Source organism: Alkalibacterium thalassium, from assembly GCF_900101165.1.
In the GTDB taxonomy this organism is placed as follows: Bacteria; Bacillota; Bacilli; order Lactobacillales; family Carnobacteriaceae_A; genus Alkalibacterium; species Alkalibacterium indicireducens.
In genome coordinates this window covers 69,354-89,060 of the sequence record NZ_FNFK01000004.1, presented here as the reverse complement: position 1 = coordinate 89,060, position 19,707 = coordinate 69,354, and the positions used below count along the sequence as shown (strand labels likewise).

At 44.6% G+C, this 19,707-nt stretch carries 21 protein-coding genes; 16 read left to right on the top strand and 5 right to left on the bottom strand.

Features of this window, described 5'->3' with window-relative positions; genetic code table 11:
- Positions 1-156 precede the first annotated feature (156 nt).
- From BLR76_RS02170 to BLR76_RS02160, 3 genes are all read left to right on the top strand, one after another.
- On the top strand, positions 157-603 hold the full coding sequence (locus tag BLR76_RS02170; RefSeq protein ID WP_091264887.1) for a GNAT family N-acetyltransferase: 447 nt from the start codon (positions 157-159) through the stop codon (positions 601-603).
- A gap of 111 nt (positions 604-714) precedes the next feature.
- Positions 715-1,584, top strand: a complete 870-nt coding sequence (locus BLR76_RS02165; protein WP_091264884.1) for an AraC family transcriptional regulator — start codon at positions 715-717, stop codon at positions 1,582-1,584.
- 517 nt (positions 1,585-2,101) lie between these two features.
- Complete coding sequence (locus tag BLR76_RS02160) at positions 2,102-2,599, top strand: GyrI-like domain-containing protein (protein WP_091264883.1); 498 nt, start codon at positions 2,102-2,104, stop codon at positions 2,597-2,599.
- A gap of 67 nt (positions 2,600-2,666) precedes the next feature.
- On the opposite strand, the gene BLR76_RS02155 is transcribed toward BLR76_RS02160, so the two are convergent.
- The gene (locus tag BLR76_RS02155; protein ID WP_091264879.1) at positions 2,667-3,224 is read right to left on the bottom strand and encodes a hypothetical protein; all 558 of its coding nucleotides are present in this window, start codon (positions 3,222-3,224) and stop codon (positions 2,667-2,669) included.
- 192 nt (positions 3,225-3,416) lie between these two features.
- On the opposite strand from BLR76_RS02155, the gene BLR76_RS02150 reads away from it, so the two are divergent.
- From BLR76_RS02150 to BLR76_RS02110, 10 genes are all read left to right on the top strand, one after another.
- Positions 3,417-4,874 (top strand): catalase, encoded by a 1,458-nt coding sequence (locus tag BLR76_RS02150; RefSeq protein WP_091264877.1) that lies wholly within the window; start codon positions 3,417-3,419, stop codon positions 4,872-4,874.
- Positions 4,875-5,108: 234 nt separating this feature from the next.
- Entirely contained in the window at positions 5,109-6,017 is a 909-nt protein-coding gene (locus tag BLR76_RS02145) for a carbohydrate ABC transporter permease (RefSeq protein WP_091264875.1), read from the top strand.
- A 1-nt stretch (position 6,018) separates the two neighbouring features.
- Positions 6,019-6,915, top strand: a complete 897-nt coding sequence (locus BLR76_RS02140) for a carbohydrate ABC transporter permease (RefSeq protein ID WP_245683001.1) — start codon at positions 6,019-6,021, stop codon at positions 6,913-6,915.
- A 26-nt stretch (positions 6,916-6,941) separates the two neighbouring features.
- A complete protein-coding gene (locus BLR76_RS02135) occupies positions 6,942-8,327 on the top strand; it encodes an ABC transporter substrate-binding protein (RefSeq protein ID WP_091264873.1) in 1,386 nt (461 codons plus the stop codon).
- 18 nt (positions 8,328-8,345) lie between these two features.
- Positions 8,346-9,494 (top strand): ABC transporter ATP-binding protein, encoded by a 1,149-nt coding sequence (locus BLR76_RS02130; RefSeq protein WP_091264870.1) that lies wholly within the window; start codon positions 8,346-8,348, stop codon positions 9,492-9,494.
- The gene (locus tag BLR76_RS02125; RefSeq protein ID WP_091264868.1) at positions 9,491-10,231 is read left to right on the top strand and encodes a glycerophosphodiester phosphodiesterase; all 741 of its coding nucleotides are present in this window, start codon (positions 9,491-9,493) and stop codon (positions 10,229-10,231) included. The genes BLR76_RS02130 and BLR76_RS02125 overlap by 4 nt, the downstream gene beginning before the upstream one ends.
- Positions 10,232-10,466: 235 nt before the next feature.
- On the top strand, positions 10,467-10,655 hold the full coding sequence (locus BLR76_RS02120; RefSeq protein ID WP_091264866.1) for a hypothetical protein: 189 nt from the start codon (positions 10,467-10,469) through the stop codon (positions 10,653-10,655).
- A gap of 38 nt (positions 10,656-10,693) precedes the next feature.
- Positions 10,694-10,927 (top strand): hypothetical protein, encoded by a 234-nt coding sequence (locus BLR76_RS02115; protein WP_143009170.1) that lies wholly within the window; start codon positions 10,694-10,696, stop codon positions 10,925-10,927.
- A gap of 34 nt (positions 10,928-10,961) precedes the next feature.
- Positions 10,962-11,084, top strand: a complete 123-nt coding sequence (locus BLR76_RS12320; RefSeq protein ID WP_281241329.1) for a hypothetical protein — start codon at positions 10,962-10,964, stop codon at positions 11,082-11,084.
- Between the two features lie 60 nt (positions 11,085-11,144).
- Positions 11,145-11,864 carry a DNA/RNA non-specific endonuclease gene (locus BLR76_RS02110; RefSeq protein ID WP_091264861.1) on the top strand — a complete coding sequence of 240 codons (720 nt, stop codon included), beginning with the start codon at positions 11,145-11,147 and terminating at the stop codon, positions 11,862-11,864.
- Between the two features lie 413 nt (positions 11,865-12,277).
- Here the strand turns inward: BLR76_RS02110 and guaA are convergent, their stop codons facing one another.
- The 4 genes from guaA to BLR76_RS12315 form a co-directional block, all read right to left on the bottom strand.
- Complete coding sequence (gene guaA, locus BLR76_RS02105) at positions 12,278-13,834, bottom strand: glutamine-hydrolyzing GMP synthase (RefSeq protein WP_091264859.1); 1,557 nt, start codon at positions 13,832-13,834, stop codon at positions 12,278-12,280.
- Between the two features lie 33 nt (positions 13,835-13,867).
- Positions 13,868-15,349 carry an IMP dehydrogenase gene (gene guaB / locus BLR76_RS02100; RefSeq protein ID WP_091264857.1) on the bottom strand — a complete coding sequence of 494 codons (1,482 nt, stop codon included), beginning with the start codon at positions 15,347-15,349 and terminating at the stop codon, positions 13,868-13,870.
- A gap of 433 nt (positions 15,350-15,782) precedes the next feature.
- On the bottom strand, positions 15,783-17,303 hold the full coding sequence (locus tag BLR76_RS02095; RefSeq protein ID WP_091264854.1) for an ABC transporter permease/substrate-binding protein: 1,521 nt from the start codon (positions 17,301-17,303) through the stop codon (positions 15,783-15,785).
- A complete protein-coding gene (locus tag BLR76_RS12315) occupies positions 17,300-18,151 on the bottom strand; it encodes an ATP-binding cassette domain-containing protein (protein WP_091264852.1) in 852 nt (283 codons plus the stop codon). The genes BLR76_RS02095 and BLR76_RS12315 overlap by 4 nt, the downstream gene beginning before the upstream one ends.
- Positions 18,152-18,203: 52 nt before the next feature.
- On the opposite strand from BLR76_RS12315, the gene BLR76_RS02085 reads away from it, so the two are divergent.
- The 3 genes from BLR76_RS02085 to tnpA form a co-directional block, all read left to right on the top strand.
- The gene (locus BLR76_RS02085; protein WP_091264849.1) at positions 18,204-18,692 is read left to right on the top strand and encodes a GNAT family N-acetyltransferase; all 489 of its coding nucleotides are present in this window, start codon (positions 18,204-18,206) and stop codon (positions 18,690-18,692) included.
- Positions 18,693-18,818: 126 nt separating this feature from the next.
- Positions 18,819-19,193 carry an aminopeptidase P family N-terminal domain-containing protein gene (locus BLR76_RS02080; protein ID WP_176759577.1) on the top strand — a complete coding sequence of 125 codons (375 nt, stop codon included), beginning with the start codon at positions 18,819-18,821 and terminating at the stop codon, positions 19,191-19,193.
- A gap of 155 nt (positions 19,194-19,348) precedes the next feature.
- A partial coding sequence (gene tnpA / locus BLR76_RS02075) for an IS200/IS605 family transposase (protein WP_091264845.1) occupies positions 19,349-19,707 on the top strand: 359 nt, incomplete at its 3' end.

Sequence of the window (19,707 nt, the reverse complement as noted above, 5' to 3'; positions counted from 1 at the left end):
AACCGCTGATACTCTATTAAACAAGTGTGTCAAGTCTACTTTGTTCCCAGGAATCTCCCACTTCTAAGCGTGAGCGAAAGTGGGGGTAGTTCAAGATACTGAAAGTCAGGAAGGCCTGATAATTCCTGAAAAAGCAGTATTGCAAAGGAGATTAAGATGATAGAACTGGTACCTATTGATGAGAATAATTTTGAAGCAGTGATTAAGCTGGACCTTCATGAACACCAGCGAAAATTCGTCGCGCCTAATGTGCGCTCACTTGCAGAATGTTACCTTTACCGAAAAAATGAGGACGTCTTTCCTTATGCGGTCCAGGACGGGGAGACCGTTGTCGGCTTTTTACTGCTTGACTTGGACTTTGAAGAGAAGGAAATGATGATCTGGCGAATGATGGTCGACAAGCAGTACCAAGGAAAAGGTTACGGACGTCAGACGGTGCAGGCGGTCATTGAACGCTTCAAAAATGACCCTGACCATACCGTGCTGATTGCCGACTATGTCAAAGGAAACGAAGCCATGGGGAGCCTTCTCAGGGACTTAGGATTTAAAGACGATTCGTTTAACGATGAGTTTAATGAATACGTGCTGCACTTCCATAAGTGAACAGGCTTAAAAGAGTAAAAAAGTAAGTCGTACTGAACCTGACACATTCGAGCAACCCCTGTCAGGAAACGTGTGTCTTCTGCACGTATACTTTGAAGTGAGGTGAGCGATATGGATTACTTTCAGACGATTCAGCAGGCCATTCAATATATGGAAGAACATCTGCTGGAAGAGATCAGTTATACAGATGTGGCCGATCATGTCTATTTATCAGCGTTTCATTTTCAGCGCATATTCAGTCTGATCACAGATGTGACGCCGGGTGAATACATAAGGAACCGGCGTCTGTCGATGGCTGGCCAGGAGATTACCTTGTCAGATGTAAAGGTCATCGATCTGGCCTACAAATATGGGTATGACTCTCCTGAAAGTTTTTCCAAAGCGTTCCGGAGGTTTCACGGCATCACACCAAGTAAAGCTAAAAAAGCGGATGCTCCGTTGAACAGTTTCAATCGCCTCGTGATAAGAATATCAACAGAAGGAGGCACGATCATGCAGTATAGAATAGTCGAAAAAGAAGCGTTTCAGCTGGTTGCCAAGGTCGAGCAGTTCGAAACGGAAGCTGTGGATGAAAACGGAAAAGAGGTCAATAAGATAGCTGGCTTCTGGGAAGACAGTAGAGAATCAGGAGTCTTTACAGAACTGATGCAGCATGCAGAAACGGACGATTTTTATGGTGTCTGTGCGCCTGTATCTAAGGACAGTCTCTATTTTGATTACGGCATCGGAATGGTTTATGATGGCAGCGAAGTCCCTGAGGGGTATCAGGTCTGGGACGTGACCCCGACAATGTGGGCAGTTTTTTCCTGTATCGGTGACACACCAGGCTGCATAGCAGACACCTGGGAGCGTATATTTAAAGAGTTTCTACCCGGTTCGGACTACGACATGCTTGATGACACGGACTTTGAATTATACCCTGCTGATGGACCAGACAATCTGTTTTGTGAAATATGGATCCCGGTGGCAAAGAAAAATTAAATACACAAAAAGGCACTGTTTAAGTAGAGTGCCTTTTTGTGTTACGTTAGTTGTTAATAGAGAATCTGTTGCCAGAAGGGGATGTAGGACCATTGATTTCAGTACTGGAAAGTTTAAACGAAGTGTCTATTCTTATACTATTTATTGTCGCGATCATTCTTGAGAGGTCTTTGAGAAAGAAAAAGAAACGGGGTCTGTAGTCACGATCTGAAACGATTCTCTACATAGTGACATCCGCTACTACACTTGTCTACATAGTCAGTTACATTCTGCTGTATATCGGCACACGATAGCAAAAAGTGTGTGGCAATTGTATAGTTTGGATGAAAGAGCTCTTGAGGGGGCTCTTTTTATATATAATTTTGAGGAATCATAGCTGTTTTTCTATGGATATAGGAGTAGAATAAAGGTGAGATTGGGGATGGGGTTCCGCAAGGCCTGAAGCTAGAAAGTAATTAGAGAAAGCGACAGGCTGCGAGGACACTGCAGGTAAAAAAGAGAAAAAAGGAGAAGAGTTATGGAGTACAGAATTGTCGAACGGGAGCCCGTTACGTTGCTGGCCAGAGTGGAGCAGTTTCCGTCGGAGGCTATCACCGACCCCGAGAAAGTGTCCTATACTATTCCAGATTTCTGGAAGAAAAGTATGGAGTCAGGAGTGATGCAGGTTTTAGAAAAGCATGCTGCAACGTCCGATATTTATGGGGCATGTACACCGATATCGCAAGAGAAGGGGACGTTTGAATTCGAAATAGGTGTGAATCACGATGGAGGCGAGGTGCCAGACGGTTATCAGTTGTGGAGACTCTCTTCTTCTAAATGGGTGGTATTCAAGTGTATCGGAACTACTCCGAGCAGTGTGAGTGAGACGTGGGACATGATCAACCGGGAATTCGAAGAACAGACAGGCTATAAGTTGCTCGAAGAGACCGAATATGAATTCTATCCTGAAGAAAAAGAGGCAAATGTCTTCTGTGAGCTTTGGGTGCCGTTAAAAAACAGTCAGATTAAGTTATAACGATAAAAAAGAAGACCAGTCGCTGCCGTTTGAATGACGGGCCACTGGTCTTTCGGTTTATCTTATATTACGCAGTCTGTCTGCGTGTTTTAACTACTTCTGAAACCTGCATGCCGTATTGAGCGACAGTCCATGCGAAGAATAGAGTGAACGGGATAAAGAATAAGAGTGATGCTCTTATAGGAGCAAGTGAAGCCACGTGGTAATAAACCAGTGTCACTCCAGTTGTCATAAAGCCATTCACGTACAGGCTGATGTTTTCAAGTGCTTTGACTTTGCTTACGACGAACGCCAGTGCTGCTAAAATCAGCGCTGCGACAGCCGCATAACCAAATGGGTTAGTGACTGCTGCAATACCCATAGTTGAGAATAAAGCTGCTTCAATGAGAATGTGAGCCGCGATGAATCCGGCACTCATGATCCCAGAAACGGTAGCGACGTGCTTGTTGTCCAGTGGTTTGGATAAAACTATACCACCCATGGCGATATAAGCAAGAGTTCCCACGATCATTGAACGACCATGTTCACTGTAAGTAGGTAAAACATCTGTTAGTAAAGCCACTAACATGAGTGTGATGACTGCTGAAAGGACAAGTAAAACTGTTTTTGTATTCAGTTTTTTCATATAGACCAATCTCCTTATGTATGTTTTAGATAGTTTTCTTACAATAATTAAATTAACACATGTTTGCCTTAGTTTCAACTTAAAAAAGCATATCATTGAAATAAAAAGGCATATTTGCAATAGGGTCTTGGTTTTTCAGTTTATATCTATTATAATATAGTAGTTCATAAAATGTAAGGAGAGATACATAAGATGATTGAGAATAATAGTAAATTAACAACATCCACTGGTGCTCCAGTTGGAGACAATCAGAACTCAATGACAGCCGGTACCCACGGCCCAACTTTAATCCAAGACGTTCACTTACTTGAGAAACTGGCTCACTTCAACCGCGAACGTGTGCCTGAACGTGTCGTGCATGCAAAAGGTGCAGGGGCTCATGGCCATTTCACAGTAACCAATCCAGACATTGCCAAGTACACCAAAGCAGATCTTTTCTCTGAAGAAGGAAAAGAAACACCTATGTTTATCCGCTTCTCAACAGTTGCCGGCGAACTGGGTTCAGCTGATACGGTTCGTGACCCACGCGGATTTGCAGTTAAATTCTATACAGATGAAGGAAACTATGACATTGTTGGTAACAACACACCTATTTTCTTCATCCGTGACGCAATCAAATTCCCTGACTTTATTCATACACAGAAGCGTGTGCCACAGACAAACTTGAAGGATCCTAATATGATATGGGATTTCTGGTCACTATCACCGGAATCACTGCATCAGATCACAATCTTGCATTCTGACCGAGGGATTCCTGCGACGCTGCGCCACATGCATGGATACGGCAGTCACACATTCAAATGGGTGAATAAAGACGGCGAGTCTTTCTGGGTGAAATACCACTTCAGAACAGACCAGGGCGTTAAGAATATGGATCCGGAAACTGCTTCTAAGATTGCCGGAGAGCACCCTGACTATCATACCGAAGATTTATTCAACGCGATTGAAGAGGGCGACTTCCCGTCATGGACTCTGAAAGTTCAGATCATGCCTGAAGAAGAAGCGGCTCAATATGCGTACGATCCATTTGATGTCACTAAAGTCTGGTCTCACGAAGACTATCCACTGATTGAAGTCGGTAAAATGGTCCTTGACCGTAACCCTGAAAATTACTTTGCTGAAGTAGAACAGTCTACATTCTCACCGGGTAACTTTGTACCAGGAGTTGAAGCGTCACCGGACAAAATGCTTCAAGGTCGTCTGTTTGCCTATGCCGATGCTCATCGTTACCGTGTCGGAACAAACCATAACCAGCTGCCGATCAACTCACCTAAAGCGGAAGTCAGAAATCATCAGCGCGATGGACAGATGGCTTACCATAACGGCGGAAAAGCAGTCAACTATGAGCCGAACAGCTATGATGGAATCAAAGAGTCAAGAGAAGACAACTTCAAGCCGTTTAAAGTGTCAGGCGAAGCAGACAGCGTGCCTTATGACCAGGCAGACCACTTCTCTCAGCCGCGTAAGCTGATCATGGAAGTCTTTTCTGAAGACGAGCGCGGTCGTCTGTATAAAAACTTTGCGGATCACTTAAGAGGGGTTCGAGACGAGCAGATCATCGAGCGTCAATTGAAACTGTTCCACCAGGTTACACCTGAACTAGCTGAAGGTGTTGCTAACCACTTGGATATGAGTGTGCCGACAGTATAAACTAGCAAAAATATTAGATACAAGCGTTACTTTCCTTAATTTTAGGGAGGTAACGCTTTTTTTGTCTGAAATGTGTGGGGGGTTACTTAATTGTAAAGGAGACACCAGGGTTTATATTGAACTTTTACATAGATCATCAAAAAACAGCGCGATTCTTACAGGGGATTTACAATGGATTGCTACGATAGTTATGTAATAAAAAACAAAACGGTAGCGATGAATGGGAGGAACGCTATGGAACTTAATCAGCCATTACTTGACGATAAAGGAAACGGGATACGAAAAAAGAGAGGAAAGAAAAAATGTAGCATCGAAACGTACCTGTACCTGATACCAGCTTTGACTATCTTTTTCTTATTTACGTATTTGCCTTTCTTTCGGACTATATATAGAAGTTTTTTTCTCACAGATAACAGAGGGATCGAACGTGTTTTTGTCGGGTTTCAGAACTATACCGACTTATTGACGTCGTCATCTTTTCAGAACAGTTTAATTGTAACGTTTCAATATGTAGCTATTGTACTAATACTGGGTATGGGGTTCGGGTTTCTGACAGCACTTTTGTGTAACCGGACGTTTCCGGGTATTCGACTGTTTTCTACTGTTTACGCTATGCCGATGGCTGTGGCATCCAGTGGCATTGCCATGGTGTTCAGTATTTTACTTAATCAGCGAATCGGAGCATTGAATCAGATTCTCGGAACGAATATCAGCTGGCTTGCGGACCCAAGATGGGCCTTGATCAGTGTAGCCGTGCTCACGGGCTGGCTGAACAGTGGAATCAATTTCCTCTACTTCAGTGCGGGGCTGTCCAATGTCGATGAGAGCCTGTATGAAAGTGCCTCAGTGGATTGTGCGAATACGTGGAATCAGTTCCTGTACATCACGCTTCCGGGTCTTAAACATATTTCATTTTATATCTTGGTCATTAATGTGATCAGTGCCTTTCAGTCATTTGGTCAGATTCGTATCCTGACTTCAGGAGGACCCGGTGAATCGACTAACGTGATCGTTCACGACATATACAGAAACGCCTTCGTCAATTTCCGATTTGGGTTGGCTTCAGCTGAATCAGTCATTCTATTTATTATTGTAGGCATATTGACCGTGTTCATGTTCAGGACTCAGAGAAAGGAGAATTAAAGTGGCTGCACAAGTCGAAGAAACACGCCCGTTTATACTTGACGATGAACAGGCTTCACTCATCAGGAGGCAGGAGATCAAGAAGAAAGTACAAAAAGCAGGTCTTTTGGGAATAAACACCGTTGTCATGCTCGTTGTTCTGTTTCCGTTACTCTATGCGGTATCAATGTCTCTCAAGTCACCAGGAGAGGTCTATTCATCCACATTCCGCTTACTGCCGGAAAGCCTTCAATTGTCCAATTATGCGGATGCCTTTGCAGTCGCTCCGCTCGGACAGTATATTGCTAATTCGTTCATAGTGGCCTCATTGATCACAGTAGGTCAGCTCGTATCGGGAGCACTTGCAGCCTTTTCATTTCAATTTCTGGAATCAAAAGGCAAGGAAATCATTTTTGCTTTAGTACTGGCAACATTAATGGTGCCGGGGGAAGCAACAATCGTATCCAATTACTTACAAATTGGACAATGGGGATGGCTGGACAGTTACAGAGCTCTGATAGTACCGTTTCTGACATCGGCGACAACTATTTTTCTCTTCAGACAGTTTTACAAAAGCTTCCCAATTGCGCTTTACGAATCTGCAAAAATGGACGGCTGCAGTAATATTCGGTTCATTTTTCAGATCCTGTTGCCGTTAAGTAAACCAGCGATCGGAGCGGTGTCAGTCAACGCTTTTATAAATGCATGGAACATGTACATGTGGCCGCTTCTCGTCTCAGGTTCAGACCGTTACCGGACGGTTCAAATCGGTGTCAGTATGATGAACAGCGTCGATTCACAATCTGTCGTGCTCATGCTCGCGGGCGTTGTTATTGTCCTGATCCCGTCACTGTTTATTTTCATAATCGGTCAGAAATCATTAGTCAAAGGCCTGTTTGCCGGGTCAGTTAAAGGATAAATTACACATAAAAAGGAGAGAAATACATGACTTTATCGAAACGTATTCAAGGTTTGGCACTATCAGCGGCAGCACTACTTGCACTTGGAGCATGCACCACGGATGATGGGGATTCTGCTGTTGTTGAAGGAGACGCAGCTGAGCCGGAAACGGAAGCAGTCTCAACCGATGTTACAGGAGAAGGGCAGACGATCACATTCTGGCATGCTATGGGTGGAGACTTAGGACTGGCAGTCGATCAGCTGGTCGATCGCTTCAATGAGACGAATGAATTGGATATTACAGTAGTATCTGAATTCCAGGGCACGTATGACGATGCCATTACCAAGCTTAGAAGTGCCTCATTAGGAAATCTTGAAGCGGATGTCGTTCAGATCTATGATATCGGGTCACGCTATATGCTTGACTCCGGATATGTCGTGCCTATGCAAGATTTCATTGATAGTGAAGGATACGATATTTCTCAAATCGAACCGAATATTGCCGCTTACTATACGGTAAATGATGACTTGTATTCTATGCCGTTCAACTCTTCTACACCTGTTTTGTATTACAACGTGGACATGTTTGAAGAAGCCGGCGTTGATGGCCCTCCTGAATCATTGAGTGAAATCGAGGACATGCACGATGCCCTGGTCAATGAAGGTGGAGCAGACATGCCGATTGCACTGACCATTTACGGCTGGTTCGTTGAACAGTTTACAGCCAAGCAAGGCCTGGATCTCGTGAATAACGGCAATGGACGTGACGATGTGGCCACTGAAGTGTCTTTCATGGACAACGATGCAATGATCAATATCCTTGAAGAATGGTATGCCCTGTACGAATCTGGAGCGGCACCTAATGTCGGAAGAGAAGGCGGCATACCTGAGTTCGTATCAGGCCAGGCAGCAATGACTCTAGCTTCAACGGCTAGCTTGTCCAGTATTCTGAATGAGGTAGATGGCAGTTTTGAAGTAGGTACAGCGTATCTTCCAGCTGTAAAAGAAGGTGACGACGGAGGTGTATCTATAGGTGGTGCGTCTCTATGGGCGCTTGAAAGCGGAAATGATGAAAAAGAACAGGCGTCATGGGAATTCATCAAGTTCCTGATTTCACCTGAGATTCAAGCTGACTGGGCCTCTTCAACAGGATACTTCCCTATCACCACAGCTGCTCACGAAGAAGATGTGTTTAAAGAAAATATAGAGAACTTCCCTCAGTTCCAGACAGCTATCGACCAGCTGCATGAATCAAGTGCCGAATCTCAAGGAGCATTCTTAAGTGTCTTCCCTGAAGCTCGTCAGATCATTGAAAATGAAATTGAAAACATGCTGAACGGTGTAGCGACACCTGAAGAGGCAGCAGAGGAAATGGCTGCTCAAATCAACTCGGCTATTGAAAATTACAACCTGATCAATACACCGGAATAAGATTGAGGAGGGCTATCAATGGCTGATGTTCAGCTGAAGCAAGTAAGTAAAGTGTACGCCAATGAAACAGTAGCCGTTAAACCGTTGGATCTGTCTATTAAAGATAAGGAATTTCTTGTCTTTGTCGGACCGTCCGGCTGCGGTAAATCGACCACTCTGAGAATGATTGCAGGCCTGGAAGCTATATCTGATGGGGGTCTGTATATTGGGCAGGAGCTAGTCAATCATTTGTCTCCTAAAGATCGGGACATTGCTATGGTCTTTCAGAACTATGCCTTATATCCTCATATGTCTATATACGAGAATATCGGCTTTTCATTGAAAATGAAGAAATTCAGTAAATCGGATAGAGACAGACGCATTCGTGAAGCGGCAGGTATCCTTGGACTCACTGACTTTCTCGAGCGTAAACCGTCTTCCCTTTCAGGCGGACAGCGTCAGCGTGTCGCCCTTGGCCGAGCGATGGTCAGACATCCGAAAGTTTTTCTGCTGGATGAACCCTTATCCAATTTGGATGCGAAGTTAAGAGTGGCGATGCGAGCCGAAATCATAAAGCTTCACCGTAAACTGAAGACAACATTTGTCTATGTAACCCATGACCAGACAGAAGCTATGACCATGGGAGACCGTATCGCCGTGATGAATGACGGCAATCTGGAGCAGATAGACACGCCGTTTAACTTATATGAGTATCCATTAACACGCTTTGTTGCAGAATTTATCGGTAGTCCGAAAATGAGTGTGTTCAAGACACGCATTCACAGGCGGTCAGACTGGCAGATCAAAATAAATGGGCAGTATATTAATTTAGGCAGTGGCTTGACGAGCCGCCTGATCACGGGACAGTCAGATGACCAGCGTGTTTATGCTGGGATTCGTCCGGAAGATATCCAGCTTTCACATATAAGAGACAACCAGTCATTTTTAGCTGAAGTCCAGACGATTGAACAGATGGGAAGCGACATGTACATTCACGTAGCGATTGACGAATGTGATGCACTGACCGTGCGAGCTTCGCCAGACACGAAAGTATCCGTTGGAGACAGCATCTGCTTGAGAGTGGATTCAAATAAGTGGCACTTGTTCGATCATCAGAAAGAGAAGACCCTGCTGCGGTCACCATTTAGACCGGCAGCCAAATCAAGAGAGGAGCACCTTGTATCATGAGAACTCTTAATCTGGCCCACCGTGGGTTCAGCGGAAAGTTTCCTGAGAATACGATGATTGCCTTTGAAGAAGCTTTTCTGTCTGGTGCGGATGGGGTGGAACTCGATGTCCAGATGACTAGAGACGGAGAAGTTGTCATTTTCCACGATGAAGCACTTGACCGAATGACAAACGGGACAGGTTATGTAGCTGAGATGACACTGGAAGAGGTGCGAAGATGGTCGGTTGATGGCGTGCTTCAGGAGGGGCTGCCTGATCAGAGAATTCCGACTTTGTCTGAATACCTTGAATGGGCACACGATAAAATTTTTCTGACTAATATCGAGCTTAAAACAAAAACGAGTGAAGACATTGGTCTCGAAAAAAAGGTCCTTGATTTGATATCTTTATACGGTGTAGAAAACCGGACGATTATTTCTTCATTCCATCGAAACAATATGGCGCGGGTCAAGCAGTTATCTGAAGGGGTTCAGACTGGTCTTCTTGTTCCCGGCTGTAACGAGCATATTTTTCAGTTGACCAAAGAGCTGGGTATGGATTATATTCATCCTCACGCCTTGTGTATTGATGAAGAGATGCTCGAAACTGCTCAGCGATATGAGCTTGGGGTCAACACATGGACCATTAACGAGAGAGCAGACTTAATAAAAGCCTCACACCCACATATTCACGCTATCATCACAGACTATCCGAATCGACTGAAAGCCATTCAGGAAAAACAATTGGAAGTCGTCTAACCCATATTCTCCCTAATTTAAGCAGAAAAGAGCTCCTTTACAGGCTCTTTTCTGCTTTTTCCCCTTTATTATCCTTTTTCCAGTTTGAATTATAAGACAATCGGAACCTGTTCAGTGTATAATTGATTATCACGTTATTTCCGTTAGACTTTGTGTGGGAACAATCGCATGCATAGGATTGTCTTGGAAGCGTGGTGTTGTTACTGACCCAATGATGTCCGAAAGGGGTAACGTTATGAAGAAAGAACAAACAACCGTTGCAGTCGCATTTTCGGCAATACTCTTTTTGCTGCTTTACAACTTCGCCTATGAATTTGCTATTAATCAGACATTAATTAACTTGAGACTTGTCTATATAGCCATGTTGGGGCTCTTTTATCTGTATATTTTCTATATCAGAAGAAAGAGGATCAACCGGAAATAGACATGAACTACCATTACGAATTTAGGGAGCACAAACAGATGAACACAAATGAGATCGAATCTTTTGATTCACGTAAACTGCCTATGTTCATTATGCTGGCGTACCTTGTTCCTGTTCTGGGAATAGGGTTTTCGCTTTACATATTGAATTATACAAATACTTACGAAACGGAGCGCTGGGTACCGATGGCTGCTCTAGCCGCTTTGTTCATACAAATCATACCGATCCTCTTTGCCGTTTTAGGCATTCTGACCTGGTACACGGGAGCTTGATTTGATAAGCTGTCAGTAGGAAAGGTGTGGCCTGATGAAGAAAACAGTGAAGGACTTACTTCCTGACCGAGTAGAAGTACAGGAAATAACACACAAATATCTGAAAGTCATTCTGGTTCTCCTGGCAATCGGTTCAATTCTGGCATATGTGTTATAAAAAATAGAGTAGCTAGTAATAAGTAAAGCTGCTCGGAGGAATAAAGGGTGTTTTGATTACATGTTGAAAAAAGTTACAGCGGTCGGGCTGATTAGCTCGGCTTTATTTTTGAGTGGGTGTGACCTTCTGGAAGACGCCTTAGGGCTAACGGAGAGCAGTTCAGACACTGTTAGCGGAATAGCAGAAGCGGATATTCCGGGACCGGATGACTTACCTATCGACTCACTATACTTAGAAGTGAATGACAATATCCCGTTTTTCACTAATGAAGAATTGGAAGTCAGTGAACCCTTTCATACGTATGCTGACTTGGATGAACTTGGACGGGTGGGCGTAGCGGAAGCACTGCTTGATATCGACTTGATGCCGGCAGAACAGCGCGGATCAATCGGACATATTGAACCAACGGGATGGAATCAAGGGAACTACGAAATTGTGTCAGGGAACTGGTTATATAACCGCAGCCATTTAATTGGACATCAGATGACTGGGTATGATGGACCTGAGAACCTTATGACCGGGACACGTCAGTTTAACGCCGAGGGGATGCTGCCATTTGAAAACTTCGTCGCCAATGTGGTCGAAGAAACAGAGATGCAGGTCCGCTACCGGATCACGCCATTATTTGAAGGAGACAATCTTCTTGCCCACGGCATTATCATGGAAGGTTTCTCTGTAGACGATGACGGAGAAACTCTGACCTTCAACGTGTTCGTCCCCAACCAGCAGGATGGCATCGAACTGGATTATGAGACCGGAGATCACCGGCCGGCGGATTAAGATGACCGAGCTTAGATACATGAAAAAGAACATGAGAAAGGCATGCCGGAATTTTATTTTCCATGGCATGCCTTTTATAATTATTGTCTGGAAGTGGTGCTTGCTTTTTCTAATCTGATCAGCCTAACAGTTTTGTAAATAATGATATAAAAGACAATAGCGATTGGAAGAGGACCAAGGAAAAAAGGAACATTAAATAATTGAAGCGCTAAACTGAACATAAATATGGCGAGATAGATTAAAAAGTTTAATGAACTGTGCCTTATTTCTATGGAAAAGTCCTTACTTCTGTATATTTTTGAAACTACTCATCAATTAATAAAACGGCCTCATTTTGTAGACTATTACAAAATGAGGCTGTTTTAGAATATTTCTTAAAATGAGAACCTTAATACTATATTCGTTATTAAGTATTACTCCCACTCAACAGTTGAAGGTGGTTTACTCGTAACATCATACACGATACGGTTGACGTGCTTGACTTCGTTGACGATTCTGACAGATATTTTCTGCAGGACGTCCCACGGGATCCGGGCGAAGTCTGCAGTCATGCCGTCAATGGAAGTAACGGCACGGATGCCGATTGTATAGTCATATGTGCGGCCGTCTCCCATGACACCGACACTCTTGAAGCCGGGCAGGACCGTGAAGTATTGCCAGATGTCGCGGTCAAGGCCAGCTTTTTTGATTTCTTCTCTTAGAATCGCGTCACTTTCGCGGACGATTTCAAGTTTTTCTTCAGTAATTTCACCGATCACTCGGATCCCTAGACCTGGTCCAGGGAATGGCTGACGCCAGACAAGTGACTCAGGCATGTTCAGTTCAAGTCCGAGTTCACGTACTTCGTCTTTAAATAGAGTATTCAACGGCTCGATCAACTCGAAGGTCATGTCGTCAGGAAGTCCGCCAACGTTGTGGTGAGACTTGATGGTCTGAGCTGTGGCTGTTCCACTTTCGATGACATCGGTATACAAGGTTCCTTGAGCCAGGAAGTCGATACCGTCGAGTTTTGCTGCTTCGTCGTTGAAGACATAGACGAATTCGTTTCCGATGATCTTACGTTTCTGTTCAGGATCTGATACGCCGTTCAGTTTGCTTAAGAAGCGGTCTTTTGCATCGACGCGGATCACGTTCAGTCCGAATTTACCTTCTAGGCTGGCCATGACCTGATCGCCTTCGTCTTTACGAAGCAGGCCGTGGTCGACAAAGATACAAGTCAGCTGGTCTCCGATGGCTTTATTCAGAAGCACGCCGACAACACTTGAATCGACACCGCCGGATAATCCAAGCAGGACTTTTCTGTCGCCAACGAGTTCTCTGATTTTATCAACTTCCATGTCGATGAAGTTCTGCATAGTCCAGTTGCCTGAGCATTCACAGACACCAAAGGCAAAGTTGCGCAGAATTTCATTGCCGTTTTCTGTATGACGGACTTCCGGGTGGAACTGTACGGCGTGGAAATTTTTGTCCAAATTCTGTATGGCACTGATCGGGCAGTGATCGTTTGAAGCTGTGACAGTGAAGCCTTCCGGACTTTTAGTCACATAATCCCCGTGGCTCATCCAGACATTTTCTTCTTCCTCTAGTGTTGTAAATAGAGCGGCTGTGCGGTCCTGCACACTGATTTCAGCTTTTCCGTATTCACGGTTTTTGCTTGGGCTGACTTCTCCGCCAAGCATATAGGTCATCAACTGCATGCCGTAACAGATACCTAGAATCGGAATGCCCAGTTCGAATATTTCCGGATCGATCGAGAAGGCATTCTCGTCATAGACACTCATCGGTCCACCGGAGAAGATAATGCCTTTAACGTTCATATTTTTCAGTTCTTCTGCAGTTGTTGTGTGCGGAAGCAGCTCGGAATAAACACCAAATTCTCTTATACGGCGCGTGATCAGCTGATTGTACTGGCTTCCGAAGTCCAGAACGATCAGTTTTTCTAATGTTGTCGTATCAATAGTAGAGGTCACTCAATTCACCCTTATCTTAGAAATTTTTATCAATTAGCGTACGGAATAGTTCGGGGCTTCTTTTGTAATTTGAACATCATGTGGGTGAGACTCGCGTAGTCCGGCACCACTCATTTGAATAAACTGAGTGTCTTCTCTCAAGGCTTTCAAGTCTTTTGCTCCTGCATAGCCCATACCTGAACGCAGTCCACCTAGCATCTGGAAGATGACTTCCTGCAGGCTTCCTTTGTATTCGATTCGGCCTTCAATACCTTCTGGAACCAGCTTGTTGGCTTCATTTTTAGAATCCTGGAAATAACGGTCACTTGACCCTTGTTTCATTGCGCCCAGGCTTCCCATACCACGGTAAGTTTTGAAACGACGGCCCTGGAAGATTTCGAATTCACCAGGTGATTCGTCTGTTCCTGCAAGCAGGCTACCCAGCATGACGGCATGTCCTCCGGCAGCGAGAGCTTTTACGATATCGCCGGAGTACTTGATTCCACCGTCTGCAATGATGGCTTTACCGTATTCTCTAGCAACTGTCGCAGAGTCATAAATAGCAGTGATCTGAGGAACACCGACACCAGCAACGACACGAGTTGTACAGATCGATCCGGGACCGATTCCTACTTTAACGACGTCTACGCCAGTTTCGAATAAAGCACGTGTGCCTTCTGCAGTTGCGACGTTTCCTGCAATCAGTGCAACATCAGGGAACTCTTCACGCAGTTCCTTGATTTTTCGGATAACACCGGCGCTGTGTCCGTGAGCCGTATCGATAACGATCACGTCAACGCCCGCATCGATAAGCGCTTGAGCACGTTCGAATGAGTCGCTGGTTACACCAATAGCTGCCCCAACAAGTAGTCGGCCGTGTGAATCTTTCGCAGCATTCGGGAATTCAACGACTTTTTCAATGTCCTTGATTGTAATCAGCCCGCTTAGACGGTTATTTTCGTCAACGATCGGCAGTTTTTCGATCTTATGTTTCTGAAGGATTTTCTCGGCTTCTTCTAAAGACGTACCCACTGGTGCAGTAACTAAGTCATCTTTAGTCATTGCTGTGCTGATTGCTTGAGTATAGTCAGTCAGGAAGCGCAGATCGCGGTTTGTCAGGATACCGACAAGTACACGGTCCTCCATAGAATTGACTAAAGGCACACCGCTGATACGGTAGCGGGACATCAGTTCTTCAGCGTCAGAAATCAGGTGGTCCGGTGTCAGGTAGAACGGATCAATGATCACGCCGTTTTCAGAACGTTTAACTTTACGGACTTCCATCGCCTGGTCTTCAATAGACATGTTCTTATGGATAATTCCTAGTCCGCCTTGACGGGACATGGCAATTGCCATTCGGGAGTCAGTCACAGTGTCCATGCTGGCACTTAATACGGGGATCGACAATTTGACTTTATCGGTTAGACTGATACTCAGATCAACATCGTTCGGTAAAACATGACTTTCCTGCGGCATTAATAGTACATCATCAAAAGTGAAGCCTTTTTTAGCAAATTTCGTTTCCCATTGTGACATAAATGAAAATCCTCCTTAAGATTTGGCTGTTCGGTCTGATAATTTTAAGGATTAGTGTATCAAAGCGGTGGAAGCTTATCAAATAGTATTTTCAGGCATTTTTTTACAATGAGTAACTTCTCATTAATAGATAGGATTTAAAATATCGTGATAGCCGTTTCAAAAGCTGTTGTGATAGGGATAAAGAGGGGTCGATCAATTTTATTTATTCGCATAAAGTATTTAAATCTAATCAAAAATTAATTATGTTATCAATAGGTAAAGCTCAGAACGTTCAGTTGTAGAGGAGAAAAACACGAATATTCACTGTTCCGCATCGTTTTATTAGGGTAAAACCCGAACATTGACCAAACCGATAGAGGTTTAAAAAGTGAAAAAGCCCAGCCGTAAAAACAGCTGGACTTTGATCATATAATTGTTTTTCTGAAAGAATTTATTCGTCAATCAGACCCTGTTCAATCAGGAAGTCACGTGCGACATCTTCAGCTGATCGACTTTCAAAGGCTACTTCGTAGTTCATTCCTCGCATCTGATCATCGTCGATCAGGCCGTCAAGAACAGACAGAATCTCTTCGATTTCCGGGTACTCATCCAGCAAGGCGTCAAGCATCAGTGGTGCACCTTGGTAAGGAGGGAATAATCCCTGATCATCTTCGAGCACGACGAGATTGTATTCATCGATTTCGGCATCCGTACTGTAGGCAACGATCAGATTGATGTCGCCTCTTTCGATAGCCGTGTACCTCAGCTGGGCATCCATAGTTGTTACATTACCGAATGTGATGCCATACATATCCTGGATACCAGGGTAGCCGTCTGCGCGGTCATTGAATTCCAGTGTGAACCCGGCATCAACCTCGTCAGTGACATTAGCAAGATCGGAAATAGTCGCCAGATCATGTTCTTCAGCAAATTCAGAAGTGACGGCTAAAGCATACGTGTTATTGAAAGCCATTGGATTCAGCAGTGTCATGTCGTATTCTTCTGAGATCAGATCTCTAGCTTCTGTAAAGACTTCTTCTTCACTTGTACCAGGTTCAGGGACGATATCGAAGAATGTCGTCAGGACTGTCCCGGTGAATTCTGTATAAATGTCGATTTCACCTGACCGTAATGCATTGAAGACAAAGTTAGTCTGACCGAAGTTTGGTTCCACACCAGCAGTTATATCGCTCTGGTCTTCGATCAGCAGTTTGTAGATGTTCATCAGCACTTCAGGTTCTACTCCCTGTTTTCCTGAAATGACGATATCCTCATCTTCTCCGAAGACTAGGGGGGCCGCCAGTAGAAGCAGGATCATAAGAAGACCTGAACCGAGAATGGTCGCAGTCTTTTTGAATGACGCATTCTGGAAGTAGCGCAGCAGCTGGTCGAAAATAATAGCCAGCAGTGCCGCCGGGACGGCACCTAACAGGATCAGGTTGTTGTCACCACGGTCAATTCCTAGAAGGATCAGATTACCGAGTCCGCCAGCACCGATCAGAGCAGCAACTGTTGCAGTTCCGATGATGAGAACCATCGCTGTTCTGATCCCCGCCATAATGACAGGCATAGCCAGTGGAAGCTGTACTTTACGCAGTTTGCGCCAGCGGCTCATTCCCATAGCATCAGCGGCTTCGTTAAGAGACGGGTCTACTCCTTCAAGTCCGGTATAGGTGTTTCTAAGTATCGGAAGCAGGGCATAGATTATAAGAGCCATTACCGCAGGCACTGTTCCTATACCGACTAGTGGAATCAGAAGACCCAGGACTGCTAGTGAAGGGATAGTCTGAAAAATAGCAGTGATTTGTATGATCGGTTCAGCGATGCGCTTGTATCCGATTAGAAAAATGCCTAAGGGAACAGCGATCAGTACAGCAATGATCAACGCCATAAAGGACAGCTGCATGTGTTCGATGAGAGCCGTTCCGAGGTCGCCGCTTCTTTGCTGGAAAGTATCAATTAAAGTTGTCATGATGCAGAGGCCTCCTTATCAGTGTTGACTTGGCTGGCCAGGAAATGAACCAGGTGGTCACGTGTAACCATGCAGTCTTCCTGATCGGCATGGGTCACCTTGACAATTGAATGGTCTGCCATCAATAAAAGCAAGTCGTTAACTGGCGCATCTGCGTCGATCGACGCCGTACTTGGTGCATCTGAGGTTCTGGTGATGTAGTCGTTGTCGATTAAATGTTGAACAGTCTTTTCTTCCTGATAATGCGGCAGACCAGTCTGCAGGAATTCTTTGACAAAGTCATTGGCCGGGTGCTTCAGTATCTCTTCGGCAGTACCGACCTGTTCGATCCTGCCCTGATTCATCACACAGATGCGGTCGCCCAGATTGATGGCTTCCTGCATGTCATGCGTCACAAAGACTACTGTCTTCTTCAGTTTGTGCTGAAGCTCGACCACGTCTTTCTGCAGACGGCTTCGGCTGATAGGATCCAGAGCGCTGAACGGCTCATCCATTAAAATGATGTCTGGATCAGCTGCCAGAGCCCGGATGACTCCGATTCTCTGCTGCTCACCGCCTGACAATTCGGAAATTTGGCGGTTTCTGTATTTGTCAGGGTCCAAACCAACCGTATCCAGCAGTTCAGTTACACGGTTTTTCATGTCTTCCTTAGACCATTTTTTCATTTCCGGAACGGTAGTGATGTTCTGTGCTACTGTCATATTGGGAAACAGGGCAATCTGCTGCAGCACATAGCCGATATTCCAGCGCAGTTCCTGCAGGTCATAGTCGCTGATTCGTTTGTCATCTGGAAAAAGTATGATAGGATAAGAAAAATAATGGTGAGAGCGAATCTTTACTGGCGTCATCGATCACCAGGTCACATAAGCTAAGTGGTAAACATAATAAGGGGGAGAACGCATGCTTTTACTTAGGGAAATTGAAGAAAGAGATAATGACATCATTGGTCAGATCGTTCAGCGCTCACTTGAAGAAGAAGGACTCAAGATGCCGGGGACAGCATACTACGACCCGTATTTGTTCGAACTGTACGATTATTATCAGAAACCGGACAGACAGTACTGGGTGCTGGAAAAAGACGGAACAGTCATCGGTGGAATAGGGGTCGGTCCATTTGACGAGAAAAAGAAAGTTGGAGAAATTCAGAAATTTTACATTGTAAAAAAAGAGCGTGGGAATGGCTACGCTCATCAGCTGATCAAGAAGGCAATGGATTTTGGTACGCAACATTATGATGCACTTTACATTGAAACGTTTGCCTCATTGTCAGATGCCAACCATCTCTACAGTAAATATGGGTTTGAGAAGCTTGAGGCGCCACTTAACGGGACGGAACACAGTGCCTGCGACACCTGGCTGATCAGACGTTATCCCAGAATGGCTGACTAGAGGTCTCAAATGAGAAAACACTTACCCGGCCTGCCGAATTTCATTCCCTATGATATGATTGACAGGGATGTAAGAGACAGGCGTTTGGTGTAGCCTGACTGAAAAACAAGATGGAAAAGGATGGGAATGACAGTGGTAGTTGTAGTCAAAAAAGTTAAGAAGCCAGAAATGGACAACATCAGAAGCAAGGTCATGCTGACGGATGAGACGATAGAGGAACGGTTGAACAAAGTACTTGAGCGCATGAAAGACAGTGGACTGTCTTCATTAGTTATCTATGCCGACAAGGAACATGGCAGCAGTTTCGAGTATCTGGTCGGGTTCATTCCGAGATTTGAAGAAGCGCTGCTGGTTTTAAACCAGGATGGTTCGGCGACACTTATACTGGGTAATGAGAATATCAACAAAGCGCCGCATGCGCGCATAAAAGCTGTCGGAAGAAAGTGTGCGCTTTTCTCACTGCCGAATCAGCCAATGGGAGAGCTGGATGATTTAACGTAATTCCGAAAGGAGTCTCCCACTTCTAAGCGTATGGGTGCGAAGCACCAGTGAAAGTGGGAGATGAATGTTGGTCAAGCGATAGCTTGAAGTGGTTAATCTGTTATTTTTGTTGTATACTATATTCAGTGGTAACCAACAGAAAGGAAGTGATATCAATGGAATTGGACAACAACAATCATTCAGTCTTCTCGATGTATTACCACCTTGTCTTAGTTATAAAGTATCGAAGAAAAGTCATCACTCCCCCTGTTTCAGATTACGCCAAAGATATGTTTCTAAGAATGAGTACAAACTACAACATCACTCTCATCGAATGGAATGAAGATAGAGACCACATTCATATCCTGTTCAAAGCTCACCTTAACACAGAATTGTCCAAATTCATCAATGCCTACAAAAGCGCCAGTTCTCGACTCATTAAAAAGAACTTCCCAGAAGTAAAGCAGAAATTATGGAAAGAAATGTTTTGGTCGAGGGGTTTTTGCTTATTGACAACAGGCGGCGCTCCAATTGA